The sequence below is a fragment of the Prevotella sp. P5-92 genome, assembly GCF_002251245.1.
GTDB lineage: Bacteria > Bacteroidota > Bacteroidia > Bacteroidales > Bacteroidaceae > Prevotella.
This window is the reverse complement of the sequence record NZ_NPJG01000127.1, coordinates 15,120-33,145: the sequence shown is the minus strand read 5'-3', so window position 1 is coordinate 33,145 and position 18,026 is coordinate 15,120. Positions and strand designations below refer to the sequence as shown.

Genomic DNA, 18,026 nt, shown 5'->3' with positions numbered 1-18,026 from the left:
TGAGAAATTTAGCTTATGGATCTTGGTGAAAATTTTGAATCCAGCATAAACCGCAGTGATTATAAGATACTTGTGGTTGACGATGTGGTCAGCAATGTCTTGTTACTCAAGATATTGCTGACCAATGAGAAATTCCAAGTGCTGACTGCCAACAATGGCAACAGTTGTATAGAAACTGCCAAGAGAGAGCATCCAGACCTTATACTCTTGGACGTTATGATGCCTGACATCAGTGGCTTCGATACCGCCGTTATCCTAAAGAAAGAAAAGGAAACGGCAGATATTCCTATTATTTTCCTAACCGCCCTCAATAGTCCAGCCGACCTTGTGCATGGTTTCCAGGTAGGTGCCAACGACTTCCTTACAAAGCCTTTTAACAAGGAGGAACTCGTGATGCGTGTCATGCATCAGATTTCGCTTGTTGCCGCCAAACGCATCATCGTACAGCAGAACGATGAGCTGCGACGCACTATCAACAACCGCGACAAAATGTACTCCGTCATCGCCCACGACCTACGCTCGCCTATGGCCAGTATCCGTATGGTGCTCAACCTTGTCGTGCAGACTGTCTCGCCCGAAGCAATCGGCCCTGAGATGTATTATCTTATCGATAAGGCGAACAAGGAGACAGAGGAAACACATGACCTACTCGACAACCTCCTCAAATGGACAAAGAGCCAAACCGGACGTCTAAAGGTGGCATATCAAGATTTCGAGGTGATGGATGTGGTAACCGGCGTCTATGGTATCTTCACTATGATTGCCGAAACTAAGAACATCGCTCTAACTATGGAAGAAAACGTCACGGGGCTCAAGGTAAGAGCAGACAAGGACATGCTCAATACCGTGGTTCGCAACTTCCTTAGCAACGCCATTAAGTTTACTCCTGAGGGCAGTGCCATCGAGATTATCGTTGACAAAAGAGACGACTTTGCAAAGATTAGCATCCGCGACCATGGAGTGGGTATCGCCCCTGACCGCATCGAAGGCCTCTTCCACAAAGGCGAGACCACATATGGTACAAACAACGAAGAAGGTAGTGGACTCGGACTTCAGCTTTGTAAGGATTTTGCCGTGAAAAACGGCGGAGATGTGATGGTAGAGTCTGTACTCGGTGAAGGAAGTACATTTAGTGTACTCGTACCAATATTAAAAGATGTATAAGCAAAAGGAGCAAATATATCTGTAAGAAAAAACATATACGAAATAATATAAACAACTAAAAGAAATGAAAGCATTCGTTTTCCCAGGACAGGGAGCACAATTTGTAGGTATGGGCAAAGACCTGTACGACAACGACCCAAAGGCAAAAGAGCTTTTTGAAAAAGCAAATGAGATTCTTGGTTACAGGATAACCGACATCATGTTCGCTGGTACTGACGACGAACTGAAACAGACGAAGGTCACACAACCAGCAGTATTCCTTCATAGCGTCATCAAAGCCATAAGTCTTGGCGACGACTTCCAACCTTCGATGGTTGCAGGCCACTCACTTGGCGAGTTCTCAGCCCTTGTGGCAGCTGGTGCACTCAGCTTTGAGGACGGTTTAAAGCTTGTCTATGCCCGTGCCATGGCTATGCAGAAGGCTTGTGAGCAGACACCATCCACTATGGCGGCGATAGTAGGTCTTGCAGACGACAAGATCGAGGCCATCTGCGCTGAGGTTAGTCAGACAAATCCTATAGTAGTTCCCGCAAACTACAACTGTCCAGGACAGCTGGTTATCTCGGGCACGGTTGAGGCCATCAACGCAGCCTGCGACAAGCTCAAGGAGGCTGGTGCCAAGCGTGCCCTTCCGCTCAAGGTGGGCGGTGCCTTCCACTCGCCACTTATGCAGCCTGCAAAAGACGAACTCCAAGCAGCCATTGAGGCTACTGAATTTGCAACACCTAAGTGTGCTGTATATCAGAATGTAGATGGCAAGCCTCATACTGACCCTGCAGAGATAAAGCAGAACCTCATTGCTCAGCTCACAAGCAGCGTACGTTGGACATCATGCGTAGAGAACATGATTGCTGACGGTGCCGACGACTTCACAGAATGCGGTCCTGGCAAGGCTCTTCAAGGTATGATTGGCCGCATCAACAAGAATGTGGCTGTATGCGGTATAGCATAAGTTTCTAACCATCATACCATAGAAGCTCTGGAATAGCTTCCAGAGCTTCTATGTTTTTATCCTACCACTAAATACTATAACAATGAGCAAAACAATCATCTACCAAGTGTTGCCACGTCTCTACGGCAACCGTAACACCACCCGTAAGCCTAATGGAACAATAGAGGAAAACGGATGTGGAAAACTGGAGGACTTCACCGATAAGGAACTCAAGAAAATAAAAGGCATGGGAGTGACACATATATGGTTTACGGGTGTCATACGACATGCAACAAAGACTGACTATACCTCCGCTGGCATTCCCTCTTGCCATCCCGCAGTAGTAAAGGGACAGGCTGGTTCTCCTTACGCTATATCCGATTATTACGATATTGACCCCGACCTCGCTGTCAATGTCACAAAGCGCATGGATGAATTTGAGTCACTTATCCATCGTACTCACAAAAATGGAATGAAGGTGATTATTGATTTCGTTCCTAATCACGTGGCTCGTCAGTACAAATCGCTTTTCCAACCTCAAGGCGTCAGAGGTCTTGGGGATGACGACAACCCTGCTCAGGGATTTTCGCCACAAAACAATTTCTACTATTGTCCCGGCGAACAATTCTCACCATACTTTGATATCTATGCAGGCGAGCGAGAGCCTTACTACGAGATGCCTGCCAAAGCCACTGGTAACGACCACTTCGACTCTCGTCCTGGCATGAACGACTGGTACGAGACTATCAAACTCAACTATGGTGTCGATTACTATGCTGGCGGCATAGGTTTCTTCCACCCCACCCCCGACACTTGGAAAAAAATGCTTGGCATACTCAGGTTCTGGGCGTCAAAAGGTGTCGATGCCTTCCGCTGCGACATGGCAGAAATGGTGCCGGCAGCTTTTTGGGCATGGGCTCTTGAACAACTTAAGCAAGAGTATCCCGAAATAAAAATCATCGGCGAGGTATATAATCCTGCCCTCTATCGCACATATATTGCCAGCGGTTTTGATTATCTCTACGACAAAGTGGGCATGTACGACACTCTGCGTGCGATAATATGCGGCCATTGTCCAGCTTCGGCCATTACCGGAGCATGGCAAGCTACCGACGACATTGCCGAACACATGCTCTACTTCCTTGAGAACCATGACGAACAACGCATTGCAAGCGATTTCTTTGCCTGCTCTGCATGGAAAGCCATACCCGCCCTTGCAGTGTCTCTCCTGTTACGTCGCAATCCGTTTATGCTCTTCGAAGGCGAGGAGTATGGAGAGAAAGGGATGGATGTCGAGGGATTCAGCGGACGCGATGGCCGCACCACAATCTTTGATTACTGGAGCATCGACACACTCTGCCGTGCTGAGCAATTCCAGCTCTCTGACGAAGAACGTCGTCTGGCCGACATGCACCATAGGCTCATCGACATTGCAAAGAAAGAGAAATGCGTGGGCGAAGGCGAATTCTTCGACCTTATGTATGTGAACCCCGCTTCTGAGTGTTTCAATCCATGGAGTCATTATGCATTCTTGCGAAAGTCAGGCCGCAGCACACTCCTTGTTGTGGCTAACTTCAGCGATAATGCAGCCAAAGTAGAGGTGAACATTCCTGCACACGCCATAGAGTATCTGCACATCACAGAAGGCATGCGCAAAGCCACTGAACTGCTCACGTCTGCCACATCTTCAGTCACTATATCCAAGGACTGTAAACTCCCAGCAAACATCCCTGCCTACGGCGTGGCAATATATAAGTTCTGAACGAATCATCATAATATTATGGACGACCCTATTCTTAATACCCACAACAAGGAGGAGTTTCCTCCTGCCCATACCGCCGAACACCTTCTTAACCAGACCATGGCGCGAATGTTTGGCTGCGAACGTTCCAAAAACGCTCACATAGAGCGTAAGAAGAGTAAGATTACATTCATCATAGAACACAAACCGTCTAAAAAGGAAGAAAAAGAGATTGAACAACGCATGAATGATCTGATAAAGGCAGACTTGCCCGTAAACTTCGAGTTTGTAACACGCGACACGCTGCCACCTAATGTCAGCCCAGACCGCCTACCAAAAGATGCGTCTGAAGCCATCCGTCTGGTACGCATAGGGGACTATGACGTGTGTCCATGCATAGGCAAGCACGTACGCTCTACATCTCAGATAGGCCGTTTCGAGCTCCTCGGCACTAACTGGGACGAGCTGTCTCATGGTTTTCGCATAAGATTCAAGGTGGTGCAATAGCTCGCACCACCTTGAACTATATTTTCCCTCACAAGAGACGGCTTATATCTCCCATCAGTCTTTTAAAGAATAAGTGACAGTCGTCACAACACGCACTTTCTTTATGTAAGGAGTATTTGAGTCGCGGTCGTCAATAGAGAACTGTCCTTGATCAGCAGACATGATCTTGTCGATAGAACTCTTGCTGTTTTTTGCAAACTGTTCAGCGGTTATCTCCGCATTCTTTATAGCCTCTTGCATCATCCCCGGTTTCATTTTTTGGAACGATACATATTCGTAACTTACGCGATTTTCATATCCGCCATCTACGACAGCCACTCCTTGTTTCAGCAGTTCTCCCTGACGGGCCATAATATTACGTATTAGTTTCACATTTGACGATGTGACCGTTACGGTCGAAGTGATATTATACCTATATGCTCGTAAGTTGGTGTTATATTGGTCTGCATTAAGATCTATCACTACTGGCGCATTGACGCTTATCTCACTCTCTTTTACCCCATTCGCCACCAAAAAGCGTTTCACCTTATCGGTAGTCTGGTTGATACGCTGATAGAGTTCAGGGAGGTCGTTGCCAAGTTCCTTAGTAGGAATGGGCCATGTCACTTTGTCGGCTTCAACCTCTTTCTCCGCAAGTCCTTTCACCGTCACTTTTCTGTCTTTGTTGCAAAAATCATCAATACCCGACTTCACACACATGCCAAGATAAGCAATGCTTGCCGCCAATACGACAGCCTGACTGAATTTTGAGTTTATATCCATAAGCACTATCCTTTTATTAAGTTTTCGGTGGCGAAGATACGAAAGATTTCAAAATAACGCTAAGAAAATACGAATAATTATCTTTTTGTAACTTTATTTTTACCATTATTGCCGAAAAAACTACTCCCGTGCCCACCGCCTAATGCAACAAATAAATTCCATCCACTCCTACCCCATTTAAAACAAATGGAAATATTCATAAAAATGTAACATGGTTTTTATACTATTTCCGATAATATTACGTACCTTTGCAGCGAAAAAAAAACAATTCAGTAACGGATATGGCAAACAATAACAAAAGGATTCTTGTGGTGGATGATGAACAGGACCTGTGTGAAATCCTGAGATTTAACCTTGAAACTGAAGGCTACGACGTTGATACCGCCGACTCAGCAGAAATGGCCCTCACACTCGACATAAAGTCGTATGACTTACTGTTGCTCGATGTGATGATGGGCGAGATGTCGGGCTTTGCCCTCGCCAAGGAACTGAAAAAAGATGATGCGACAAAAGACATTCCCATAATCTTCCTAACAGCCCGCGACACGGAAAACGACACTGTGACAGGCTTTAATTTGGGAGCAGACGACTATATATCAAAGCCGTTCTCCCTGAGAGAGGTCATGGTGAGAGTGAAAGCAGTACTGCGACGCACAAACAAAGCTAACGGCACAAGAGAACACTCAATTCTGAAATATATGGGGTTAGAACTGAACCTTGACAGCAAGACGGTGACTGTGGACGGGATGCCAGTGCCATTCACCAAGACAGAGTTTGAGATTCTTCGCACATTGCTCGAAGAAAGCGGACGCGTGTTTTCACGCCAAGAACTCATCAACCGCATTTGGCCTTCTGACGTACTCGTACTCGACCGTACCGTGGATGTCAACATCACCCGTCTGAGAAAAAAAATCAATCCGTACTCAAAATGCGTGGTAACAAGACTGGGATTCGGATATTTTTTTGAAGAATAAGTATTGAGCACACCTTTAAAAAAATTGCACAAAAGATGACAAAACTATCTGTAGGAAAACAACTGTTTTGGGGAACACTCCTTCTGTTTCTTGCATTCGCAATAATGTTTATTGTGTTTCAACAACAACGCGAGAAACAATTTAAGATTGATGTGCTTAACCTCCATCTGCAGGACTATAACTACAGACTGTACGATAAGGCTCACGGACTGAAAACTGACGAAAAAATCATTGACAGATTTATACAAACCAATCCTATTCAGCACATACGCGTCACAATGATTGACGCCGATGGAAATGTGTTCTACGACAACTGCAGAAAAGACTACGAGAACTTCTCTAACCACCTCAACCGAAAAGAAGTGAGAGAGGCCATCAAGAGTGGTACAGGATTCGATATTAGACGCGAAAGCAATACCCTGGGTGGAATGTTTTTCTATACCGCCACCTTCTTCCCCAAAGACAACATAGTGATACGCACGGCATTGCCATACGATAACAACCTCGTTCACTCACTGCAAGCCGACCAACATTACATATGGTTTGCACTGCTGACAATGACATTCCTCTCCATAATGCTCTACCGTTTCATACGACGATTAGACATCAACATCACCAAACTCAACATCTTTGCACAACGTGCAGACCATGGCGAGAGCCTTGAGACCGAAGATCTTGCACAATTTCCCGACGATGAGCTTGGAGAGATATCTGAGAGTATAATAAAAATTTACAAAAGACTACAGAAAACAAAAGAGGAACAAAATGAACTGAAACGACAGTTGACCCAAAACGTAGCCCACGAACTAAAGACACCGGTGGCAAGCATACAGGGGTATCTGGAAACCATTATTGACAACAAAGACATGGACGGCTCAAAACGCGAGCAGTTCCTGGAACGTTGCTATGCACAGAGCAAACGTCTGACCAACCTGCTGCGCGACATCTCCACCCTCAACCGACTTGATGACGCCACCGAAATGTTCGAGTTTGAAAAGGTGGACATAAATTCCATTATTTCACAAATAGAGAAAGAGACGGCACTCGAGATGGAAAGACGACATATGACCATAAAAATGTCAATACCTGAGAATATCGTAGTGACAGGCTCGCCCGGCATGATCTACAGCATATTCCGCAACCTCACAGACAACGCCATCGCCTATGCGGGCAACGGCACAACCATCACAATCTCTGCCCATAAGGACAATGACGGACCATGGCATTTCACTTATGCCGACAACGGCGTCGGAGTGGATCATCAACACATTGCACGTCTTTTCGAGCGATTCTATCGTGTGGACAAGGGACGGAGCAGGAAAATAGGCGGTACTGGTCTGGGATTGGCAATAGTAAAGAATGCCGTTATTCTGCATGGCGGCAGTATTTCGGCTACAAATATTACCACAGGCGGATTGAGGTTTGATTTTACATTGGGAAGTTAACATTTATTACATAAAATTATTTCAATGCGCAACTTTTTTTTGTTAACTTTGCACCCAAATGTAACATATCCTAACTATGCGCATTAGAAAACTAATAATTATATCCCTCTGCTCTCTATGCGTGCTATTTGCTAAGGCACAAGACAAGACGACAGCAAAGGAAGCTGCACCAGAGCAAAATGTCAAGGCCAACACTGGCAAAAGACAGTACACTAAAGACAACCCGCTGGTATATGAAGACCTGTGGGACTTGGCACCTTATGCCTTTATTAACAGCGAGGGGAAACCTGACGGTTATAACGTAGAGCTTGTGAAAATGATGACCGAGAAGCTGGGCATACCCGTCAACATCGTTCTTAAAGCCACTCCTGGCAACTTCGAGGACCTTCAATCAGGCAAAGCAGACCTCACCATAGGCATGAAGGCATTCTTCCACGACCAGTATGGAGCCTACGGCAACAACGTGCTGACGCTTTTTACCCATAGTGTGGCATTCCCACGTAGCAAAGACCCTGGCATCAGGGAGTTCGCTGACTTAAAACGCCACCGTGTGATAGTGCATGACAATAGCTTCAGCCATAATCTTATGGTGCAGGACGGCATGAAAGACAACGCAATCCCCATGAGAGACATGAAGGCGGCTTTAATGAAGATAAACGAAGATAATGAGGGGGCCGTTCTTTGGAACTCCATGACCATCAGATACCTCATTGACAAATACAAACTCACAGATCTAAGAATCTCGTCGGTAAACATGAGGTATGGTGAGTATCACTTCATGTCCAAAGACTCTACACTGCTGCAAAAACTCGACAGCCTCTACGACGAGATATCGACAAGCGAAGAGGTACTTGCCTTAAGACAGAAATGGTTCTATCCCGCTGCGTCACCAGTCTCGGGAATGCCGCAATGGTTACTAAACATCCTCCTGCTTACTGTATTCCTGATATGCTCTTACCTTTGCTACTATTTCTACTACCACTACCGCGAACGCAAGGCAAGAAAGGACGTACAGCGACAGACGACACAGCTCAGCCTGCTCATCAATTCAGGCAACTATCGAATATGGACCTACGATGTGAAAGAACAACAATTCAACAGCATCACCATCGAAAAAAGCGAATATGAGAACTACAACAGGAAGGCTTTTGCCGCATTCTTTGAGCCACAGGACTATGCCATGATGCTAAGTGCCATTGACGACATAGCAAAGAAACGGGCAGAGACAAAGACAATGCCCGTAAGATGCCACGATCCAAGAAACATCAACGCGACATACTTCTTCGACCTCAGTATCTCTGTGTTGCGCGAGGAATTTGGAGAACCGACAGTGCTTCTCGGCGTGCAGACAGACAAGACCCTTGAAAAGAGCAAGCTCAACAAGACTCGCGACAACCTCATGCGTTTCCGTACCATCTTCAATACCGCCATGGCTCAGATTGCCCTATTTGACGGCAACGGATATATGATTGACATCAACGACAGCGCATGCGAGACGTTCGGCATTGTAGATAAGAAAGAATTTCTCGAATCAAAGATGCATATCTCAAGGGTGCCCGTGTTCCACCATATGCAACACGACATCATCGACGAGTTATGGGTATCTTCAATCATTGACTTTGACGATCTACGACGACAGAACCTCATCTCAGAATACTGGACACGTAAAGGCATTGTATATTACGAGTTCACCATCCTGCCTATCTACGACGCCCAGGGCAAACTCATCTTCATTGTGTCAGCTGGAAGGGACATCACCGATGTGGCATTGCAGATGAACCGTGAACGACGACGCTCAAAACGTATCGAGACCGCTTCTCAAGAGGTAAGCAAATATGTGGAAAATATCAATAACGCTCTCGAAGTGAGCAAAACCGTGCTGGCCAACTACAACATCAAAACCAAAACCATGGAGGTGACTTACGACATGAACAAGCCCAAGCTCATGCTCTCACAACTGCAGTGCGTACACATGATGAAAGCATCACAAACAAGACACATTGCCGGCATAATGCTTAACATGGACAAGAAGAAAACAGGAAAATTCAAACTGAGACTTGACAGCCGTTTACTGGACAAAAACAGGCACAACAGACAGTTTGAGCTCAACGCCGTGCCCATGAGCGACAACAAGGGCGACATAAGCCACTACTTCTGCCTTTGTAGGGACATCACCGAACTGGCAGAAACAGAAAAACGCCTGAAGGAGGAGTCGGAAAAAGCACAGGAAGCCGAGAAAGTAAAAAACTCATTCCTCATGAACATGAGCTACGAGATACGTACTCCGCTCAACACCGTGGTAGGTTTTGCCGAACTCTTCAACGCTCCTCACGACCGCGACGACGAACCCACTTTCATCAACGAGATAAAGAAAAACACTGACTTGCTGCTAAAACTCGTCAACAACATCCTGCTGCTCTCGCGCATCGACGCAAAGATGCTCGAACTGAATCCTCAACCCACCGATTTCGGTGAACTCTTCAATGCACACTGCCTAATAGGTCTGAGCCGCGGTGTAAACGAGAACGTGGAGACAAAAGTAGAGACACGCCCCGACCCACTGATTCTCGAAATCGACAGTGCACAGACAGGATTCATCATCGAGACACTTTGCATGCTCTCGGCAAAATTCACAGAAAGAGGCCATATACGTACACGTTACGAATATCGCAACGGTCTCCTCACCTTTGTCATCGAGGACACTGGCATGGGATTCGCCCAAACCACCATTGAGAGAATCCTTGACAGAACCATCGACGGACTGAAAGGCGACTATAACGTGGAACTACAGATAACCATATGCAACGAACTCGCAAAACTCCTCGGCGGACAAATGGACATACAGTCTGCAGAGGGACGTGGCACCACTGTCTGGGTCTCCATACCTTGTAAGGATTTATTAAAAGAACTCGAAAACAATTAGAGATAATGAAACCATCGTACATCAGCATAATTCACTCCCTGAGACACCATAGCTGCAGACGGATAGCCCTAATGGTCGTAGTGACGTTCGCTACTTACACATTAGCGCAAACCCAGTTTCTACGCGAAAAATATTCAGTAGAGAGACCACTAAAGGTTTCGTGCGACATGGAATTCTATCCTTTTGAGTTTATGAACGACGAAGGAAACGCCATCGGTTTTAACATCGAACTGATGAAAAAACTATTCTCAAAACTCAGCATCAACTACGACTTTCTCGTAAAAGAAAAATATGCCGCACAGGGAGCATTCGAGTATAACGAAACAAACCTCGTGCTCGCTCCTGTGGTAGAGGAGATTCCCGGCGTGTATTACGGAAAATTTGAGGTCGCTTCCTTCAGGTCGGTAATAGTCTCCAGAAAAGGTGTCAAACCTGTCAGGAAACTCAGCGAACTGAAAGATGATGACATAGTTTATGCAAAAAAAGGCGGATACTCGGCAGAAAAAGCCTTGCACGACGGTCTTCTCTCACCCTCACAGATTAGATATGCCTCTGCCAAGGTCGCTATCGAGGCCATGACAAAGGGGGAATGCGACTATATTATCGGCGGAGGAAAGACGATGGAACACTACATCGATAAATATAACCTCTCTAACTCTGTGGTTATAAACAGCATCGACATTCCTGCAGGAAAGATAATCTTTGCCAGTCGCGACAAGTCGCTCATCCTCGCCCTCGACGCACAATGCAACAGCATGGAACAAAGCGGCGAAATGTTCCGCCTTACCAACAAGTGGATATATGGCAATGACGACGAGATTGACAACTCCTTGGCGGTCACCATCCTCTTCATATCCTTCGGTTTGCTTCTCTTCTGCTGCGTACTGCTACTCATCAACCGCATAGTCAACATCAGGCTGAAACACACCCTGCGACAGCTTACAGACACCAACAACATCATACAGGCTGCGCTCTCCACCGGTGGTAACTACATCATCTGCTCTAACATAAAGACCGGCAAGGCAAGAAACCTCTATGGCAACTTTATCAAGTCAGAAAGCATCGGCATGAAAGAACTGTTTGCCAATATTCACTCTGACGACAGGGAAGGAGTGAAAGAGGCTTTCAAGGAAATGCATAGGTCGAAAGACAAAATCCACCAAGTAAAATACCGTTACAACTTTGGCACCAAGATCCAGCCTCAATGGCGCTCCTTATCAGGACAGATGGCTCTTGAGGAGGATAAGGGGAAGACGATAAACGTATATACTACACTGTCAGACATCACTCTTGTAGAACAACAGGAGGCTGAGGAACACAACACGTCGGAAATATACGAACACATCTTCGAGATGTCTATTGTGGGAATGGCCATCTACAATACCAACGGCACACTCGTCAGCGCCAACACTATGATGAAAAAAATCCTCGACCCGGGAAAATTCGCGAGAATAACGGCAGAAGATACTCTGCTCTTTGACTTGCCTGCCCTAAGGGGAAACTTCATCAAGGGAGACAAATACACCTATCTTGTATGCACCAACTGCGACCTCAACGGCAACGGAAAGCCTGACTACATCGACTTCAGATGCCGGCCCGTACTCAACGACAAAGGCGACATCGCTTACTACATGGTCACTGCACGCGACATGAAAGACGAACGGGAAATGTACAGGCAGAGCCGTATGCAGGACGAGAAGATAAGACGAGTGAGCTATGACATGGAGAAATACGAGAACGAACTGAAGATACTACTCGAAGAAGCAAATATGATGGTATGGCGATCAAACGTTGAGAAACAAACGTTCACGCTCTATCGCGACCTGCGCACACTGGAAAGACGACACACCATGGAGGATTGCGTGAATTTCGTCATGGAAGAAGACAAGAAAGAAGAACTCAGACGAGTCATCGACCCTACCGTAAATGGCGGCGTGCCATGCGATACCGTGGTGCTCATCAACAAGAATCTTAATGGTGAGGATATACCTACATGGCATGCCATAAACAGCGTGCCTGAATACGACAACGAAGGAAAGATCAAAGGTTGCTTCGGACTGATAAGAGATATCGATGAACTCATAAACGCACAAATCAGCATGAAGAAAGAAAGCGAGCGGGCACAAGACTCGGCAAGACTTAAGAGTGTGTTCCTTGCCAACATGACACACGAAATCCGAACCCCGCTCAATGCCATCGTGGGCTTCTGCGACGTGCTGCAAGCAGTGGAGTCTGCAGAGGAACGAGGCGAATTCCTGAAAATCATCCTCAACAACTGCGACCTTCTCATACAACTCATAAACGACATTCTTGTCATCTCCGAGTTAGACTCCAACGGGCTGTCGCTGAAACCTGCTAAAGTAGATTTTGCCGATTCGTTCCATATGATCTGTACTTCGCTCAAACAGAGAGTACAAGACCCGAACGTGAAGTTTATCAGCGTAGAGCCTTACGACCATCTCGAAGTGACCATCGACATCAATCGCATTCACCAGGTGATAACCAACTTCCTCACCAACGCCGTCAAATATACCCATCAGGGGCATATCACCCTGGGATATGAACGCAGGGACAACGGTCTTTACATTTACTGCGAAGACACAGGTGCGGGAATACCGGCAGACAAACACGACAAGATATTCGGCCGATTCGTTAAGCTCAACGATTACATCCAAGGCGCAGGCCTCGGACTGAGCATCTGCAAGGCCATCGCCGAGAAATGCGGCGGACAAATAGGCGTTGAATCGGAAGTAGGCAAAGGCTCGACGTTCTGGATATGGATACCCGAAACTATATCCACGACACAAAATTAACCGAAAACATTTTGCCGTTAGCAGATAATGTAGTATATTTGCACCTGAAAAAAACAACGACTCAGAATATGGAACAACAACAATGGAGCGAAAATGTCATCCTCGTAGATGCAGACTATATCGACAAGGTGGCATTCAATCTTATAGTCAACTTCGAACGTATGCTGCAACGACGCATACCTCAGGCCGACATCTCACGATGGATCGACTGCATTGCTCTCGATGGCGGAATACGCCAAGGCGAGAACAACACACAGGTAATCCTCGTATATGACAAACGGCATGAGACACTTGAAAATTTCACCCCTTCAAGCCTCGTCAACGACCTCGACGGAAAAGCCTTCAAGGATCATCTCGGTGAATTCACGTTCAGCGCACTGCCCGTAGAAGAAATGACAGACAAGGAACATCTCTTCTGCGACTCTCTCATGCATATATGCTCGCAGAAAGGTATCAAGAGGCTGATGCTAATACCCAATGCCGAGAATTACTACGACGGCGTGAAACGCGCGCTGCGCGACACTCCCGACGACATCCGCACCACCGTCTTTGCCATGCAGCCACTCCCTGCCGGCAACTTCCGTCAGGAAATCCTCGGCTATTCCCTCATGGCGGCATTGGGCATAAGGGGAGATGAAATAAATAATCAACAAAAAATACATAATTACAATGAGTAGAATTCTTATGATTGGAGCAGGTGGCGTCGCCACCGTTGCGGCATTCAAAATTGCACAGAATGCCGATGTGTTTACAGACTTCATGATTGCAAGTCGTCGTAAGGAAAAATGTGACAAAATCGTAGAGGCCATTCACAAGGCTGGACATAATATGGACATCAAGACAGCTCAGGTGGATGCCGACGACGTAGAACAGCTTAAATCTTTATTCAATGACTTCAAACCTGAACTCGTGGTCAACCTTGCACTGCCTTATCAGGACCTCACCATCATGGACGCTTGCTTGGCATGTGGCTGCAACTATCTCGACACTGCCAACTACGAGCCAAAAGACGAGGCTCACTTCGAGTACTCTTGGCAGTGGGCTTACCGCGAACGCTTTGAAAAAGCCGGATTGTGCGCCATCCTGGGATGCGGTTTCGACCCAGGCGTAACAAGCATCTTCACCGCCTATGCTGCCAAACACCACTTCGACGAGATTCAATATCTCGACATTGTCGATTGCAATGCCGGCAACCACCACAAGGCTTTTGCCACAAACTTCAACCCCGAGATCAACATACGTGAAATCACCCAAAAAGGCCTATACTGGGAAGACGGCAAATGGGTGGAGACCGAACCACTCGAGATCCATAAGCCTCTCAACTATCCAAATATCGGCCCAAAGGAAAGCTACCTCCTGCACCACGAGGAGATAGAGTCGCTCGTCATCAACTATCCTACCATCAAGCGCGCACGCTTCTGGATGACGTTCGGACAACAATATCTCACTTATCTCGACTGCATCCAGAACCTCGGCATGTCGCGCATTGACGAGATCGAATACGAGGCACCGCTGGCCGATAATCCGTCGGAAAAGGTAAAGGTAAAGATTGTGCCTCTGCAGTTCCTCAAGGCTGTGCTGCCTAATCCGCAAGACCTCGGCGAGAATTACGACGGCGAGACCAGCATAGGCTGCCGCATACGAGGATTGAAAGACGGCAAGGAGCACACCTATTATATATATAACAACTGTAGCCACCAGGCGGCATATAACGAGACGGGCATGCAGGGCGTAAGCTATACCACCGGTGTTCCCGCAATGATTGGAGCCATGATGTTCGTCAAGGGCATCTGGAACACCCCTGGCGTACACAACGTAGAAGAGTTTGATCCCGATCCTTTCATGGAACAGCTCAACAAGCAAGGCCTACCTTGGCACGAGATTCATGACGAGGATATTGAGTTGTAAGGAGAGGGGAGTTCTCTGGAGGGTAGAGGGTAGAAGGTAGAAGGTAGAGAAATGTTTATACGATAATAACGAAAACAGATGGACGATTTCTTTTATAGAAAACTGAAGGTCTATCATCTCTCAAAGCAGATGGTGGCTGATGTATATTCACTTTCGAAACAATTCCCTCCACAAGAAAACTTCGGAATAATTAGCCAATTGCAAAGAGCAGCGGTCTCTGTTCCTTCGAATATTGCAGAGGGAATGGGACGTTTATCTGATAAAGAACGGCTACACTTTATCGACATCGCGATAGGGTCGCTCCACGAGGTGATGTGCCAATTGGAAATTGCGGAACTGTTAGGCTATATCACTCAAGACCAATTGTCAGACATGGAAAAATCCATAAGGCAAATATTAATGATGTTGATAGGGTTAAGAAACACGATAGACAAAAAAATTAAAAGTAAACAACAGGGATAGGGACATAAGGCTTAAGGTATTCTCTACCTTCTACCTTCTTCCCTCTTCCCTCTTTAAAAAAACAATCCATGGCAAAAAAAGAAGAAATAATCGACAACAAGCAGGCAAAGCTCCAGGCTCTGCAAGCTGCAATGTCAAAAATAGAAAAAGACTACGGCAAGGGTTCTATAATGAAACTCGGCGACGACAACATCGAGAAGGTTGACGTCATTCCTACAGGCAGCATCGGACTCAACGCAGCCCTCGGCGTCGGAGGATACCCTAAAGGACGTATCATCGAAATCTATGGTCCTGAATCATCAGGAAAGACCACTCTCGCTATACACGCCATTGCCGAAGCGCAAAAACAAGGCGGCATAGCGGCATTTATCGATGCCGAGCACGCCTTCGACCGCTTCTATGCGGCAAAGCTCGGAGTGGATGTCAACAGCCTGCTCATATCGCAGCCCGACAATGGCGAACAGGCTCTCGAAATAGCCGACCAACTCATTCGCTCTTCTGCTGTCGATATCATCGTCATCGACTCTGTTGCCGCCCTTACTCCCAAAAAGGAAATCGAAGGCGAGATGGGCGATAATGTGGTGGGACTGCAGGCACGCCTCATGAGTCAGGCATTGAGAAAGATGACAAGCACCATCAGCAAGACCAGCACCACATGTATCTTCATCAACCAGTTGCGCGAGAAGATTGGCGTCATGTTTGGCAACCCTGAAACCACCACCGGTGGAAACGCCCTTAAGTTCTACTCCAGCGTGCGTCTCGACATCCGTCGCGTCACCAGCATCAAGGATGGCGACGAGGTGATTGGCAACCAGGTGAGAGTGAAGATCATAAAGAACAAGGTTGCTCCTCCTTTCCGCAAGGCCGAGTTTGAGATTACCTTCGGCGAAGGCATCTCCAAGACCGGCGAGATCGTTGACCTCGGTGTAGAATATGGCATCATCAGCAAGAGCGGCAGTTGGTTCTCTTACAACGACACCCGCCTTGCCCAGGGTCGCGACGCTGTGAAGAAGGTGATCAAAGACAATCCTGAACTTGCCGACGAAATCGAGGCTAAGATTATGCAAGCCATCGAGGACAAGGAATAAGAGCTGGGAAACAAGTGATAAAAGAAAAGAAGTGAGAAGTTCTGTCGAACTTCTCACTTCTTTTCTTTTATTATTGCTTCTTATCTTCTTTTTCTCTGCATCTTCTTCACCACCTTCTGCCTTACGGTCACCACGCCTTTCTTGAACAGATAGTCGAAATAGTCCTCACGGCGCCCGTCAATGTCGCCCGTAACCTGGGTGTTAGTGAATGATACGCGCTTCGTATATTCAAATCCGTCCTTTGCACTCTTCAGTGTCATATTGACATATGGCGAATTGTCTATCGGCATTATCTTCTTGATTGTAAACTGAGAGTTCTTCGGCATACTGACGCTCTCGCCCGTAGGACCAGTCATCTTCGTCGCATATTGGGTATAATACTTCTGTCCTATGTAATGGTCATACTTGTGTGCGTCAGACACCTTCTTGTCGTCCAGGCGGAACGAGCCATAGAACGTGTGCTTCCTGTTGGTCATGCCAAACTCCTCATCACGCATACCGCAGTTAGTCTTGCTTATGGCAACATTCTGAAAGAACTGGTTGCCTTCTTCATCCTCCACGATAATTTTCACGGGAAACTTTCTTGTTCCCACGCCTATAGCCACAACCTTCGTCTTCTTGTTAAGTGGCACGCTAACCTCTTGGAATCCGTCGCTGTCATAGTCGGTATCAACACAATACGATGTGGCCGTGGTGTATAACGTCGCTCCCATCAGCAGCGTGCGAGCCTTATCCACATCACCGAGAAACGCCAAGGTAGGCACACCTCCCTTGGTGTAGCAGTAGTCGTCAAACTCACTGTTAGGTATCGGATAGTAGTAATTCTTTCCGTCGTCCTCACACTTGAAGTTCACGATAGACTCTCTGTCCTTATTCTTGCCGTGACCTTGATATACCATAATCTTGTGTCTCATCTTTCCACAGCCCACATCCTTATGTGTCTCTGCATCACGGAATGCGCCCACCACATAGTCATACTTCTCGGGAATGACCATAAAGCGCATACCCTTTTCCCAGTCACAGAGTTTGTAGTGCTTAAAGTTTGCACCGACAAAGTCCTTCGGTTCCTCGGTTTCATTATCAGCCGCCTCCTTTTGGGACACCTCTTCAGTAGTTTTCTTCACTCCTTTTGTCTTAACGATATACGACTGTTGGGCCATTGCGCCGCCCATCATCGCCATCATAAAACATATCGACAGTAACTTCTTCATGCGAATGTAAGTATTATAATGTTATACAAAATGTTTTGTAAATACAAAAGTACTACATTATTTTATATATACAAGCATCTTGCGTAAAATTTAACAT

General features: G+C 46.6%; 12 protein-coding genes and 1 pseudogene. 11 read left to right on the top strand and 2 right to left on the bottom strand.

The genetic code is table 11. From position 1 onward, the window contains the following. Positions 1 to 15: 15 nt before the first annotated feature. The 3 genes and pseudogenes from CIK99_RS13865 (at position 16) to CIK99_RS13855 (ending at position 4,343) form a co-directional block, all read left to right on the top strand. Positions 16 to 1,164 carry a hybrid sensor histidine kinase/response regulator gene (locus CIK99_RS13865; RefSeq protein WP_094382090.1) on the top strand — a complete coding sequence of 383 codons (1,149 nt, stop codon included), beginning with the start codon at positions 16 to 18 and terminating at the stop codon, positions 1,162 to 1,164. 64 nt (positions 1,165 to 1,228) lie between these two features. Beyond that, positions 1,229 to 2,116: an ACP S-malonyltransferase gene (fabD, locus tag CIK99_RS13860; RefSeq protein WP_094382089.1), complete on the top strand. Its 888-nt coding sequence runs from the start codon at positions 1,229 to 1,231 to the stop codon at positions 2,114 to 2,116. Positions 2,117 to 2,198: 82 nt separating this feature from the next. Continuing rightward, positions 2,199 to 4,343 (top strand): annotated as a pseudogene (locus CIK99_RS13855) (alpha-amylase family glycosyl hydrolase). Between the two features lie 54 nt (positions 4,344 to 4,397). Here the strand turns inward: CIK99_RS13855 and CIK99_RS13850 are convergent. Beyond that, a complete protein-coding gene (locus CIK99_RS13850) occupies positions 4,398 to 5,105 on the bottom strand; it encodes an SIMPL domain-containing protein (RefSeq protein WP_094382088.1) in 708 nt (235 codons plus the stop codon). A 281-nt stretch (positions 5,106 to 5,386) separates the two neighbouring features. Here CIK99_RS13850 and CIK99_RS13845 point away from each other — a divergent pair, with 281 nt between their 5' ends. The 8 genes from CIK99_RS13845 to recA all read left to right on the top strand — a co-directional run bounded on the left by CIK99_RS13845 (position 5,387) and on the right by recA (position 16,718). Then, positions 5,387 to 6,079 carry a response regulator transcription factor gene (locus CIK99_RS13845; RefSeq protein ID WP_094382087.1) on the top strand — a complete coding sequence of 231 codons (693 nt, stop codon included), beginning with the start codon at positions 5,387 to 5,389 and terminating at the stop codon, positions 6,077 to 6,079. Between the two features lie 35 nt (positions 6,080 to 6,114). Further along, positions 6,115 to 7,524: a cell wall metabolism sensor histidine kinase WalK gene (locus CIK99_RS13840; protein ID WP_094382086.1), complete on the top strand. Its 1,410-nt coding sequence runs from the start codon at positions 6,115 to 6,117 to the stop codon at positions 7,522 to 7,524. A gap of 76 nt (positions 7,525 to 7,600) precedes the next feature. Then, on the top strand, positions 7,601 to 10,447 hold the full coding sequence (locus CIK99_RS13835; protein ID WP_094382085.1) for a histidine kinase dimerization/phospho-acceptor domain-containing protein: 2,847 nt from the start codon (positions 7,601 to 7,603) through the stop codon (positions 10,445 to 10,447). Between the two features lie 5 nt (positions 10,448 to 10,452). Continuing rightward, on the top strand, positions 10,453 to 13,260 hold the full coding sequence (locus tag CIK99_RS13830; RefSeq protein ID WP_094382084.1) for an ATP-binding protein: 2,808 nt from the start codon (positions 10,453 to 10,455) through the stop codon (positions 13,258 to 13,260). Positions 13,261 to 13,328: 68 nt separating this feature from the next. Then, the gene (locus tag CIK99_RS13825; RefSeq protein ID WP_094382083.1) at positions 13,329 to 13,937 is read left to right on the top strand and encodes a DUF6621 family protein; all 609 of its coding nucleotides are present in this window, start codon (positions 13,329 to 13,331) and stop codon (positions 13,935 to 13,937) included. Continuing rightward, on the top strand, positions 13,930 to 15,168 hold the full coding sequence (locus CIK99_RS13820; protein WP_094382082.1) for a saccharopine dehydrogenase family protein: 1,239 nt from the start codon (positions 13,930 to 13,932) through the stop codon (positions 15,166 to 15,168). Before CIK99_RS13825 ends, CIK99_RS13820 begins: the two co-directional genes overlap by 8 nt. A gap of 78 nt (positions 15,169 to 15,246) precedes the next feature. After that, the gene (locus tag CIK99_RS13815; protein ID WP_094382081.1) at positions 15,247 to 15,630 is read left to right on the top strand and encodes a four helix bundle protein; all 384 of its coding nucleotides are present in this window, start codon (positions 15,247 to 15,249) and stop codon (positions 15,628 to 15,630) included. A 68-nt stretch (positions 15,631 to 15,698) separates the two neighbouring features. Next, on the top strand, positions 15,699 to 16,718 hold the full coding sequence (gene recA / locus CIK99_RS13810; protein ID WP_094382080.1) for a recombinase RecA: 1,020 nt from the start codon (positions 15,699 to 15,701) through the stop codon (positions 16,716 to 16,718). A gap of 80 nt (positions 16,719 to 16,798) precedes the next feature. On the opposite strand, the gene CIK99_RS13805 is transcribed toward recA, so the two are convergent. Then, entirely contained in the window at positions 16,799 to 17,929 is a 1,131-nt protein-coding gene (locus CIK99_RS13805; protein ID WP_094382079.1) for a hypothetical protein, read from the bottom strand. Positions 17,930 to 18,026: the final 97 nt, after the last annotated feature.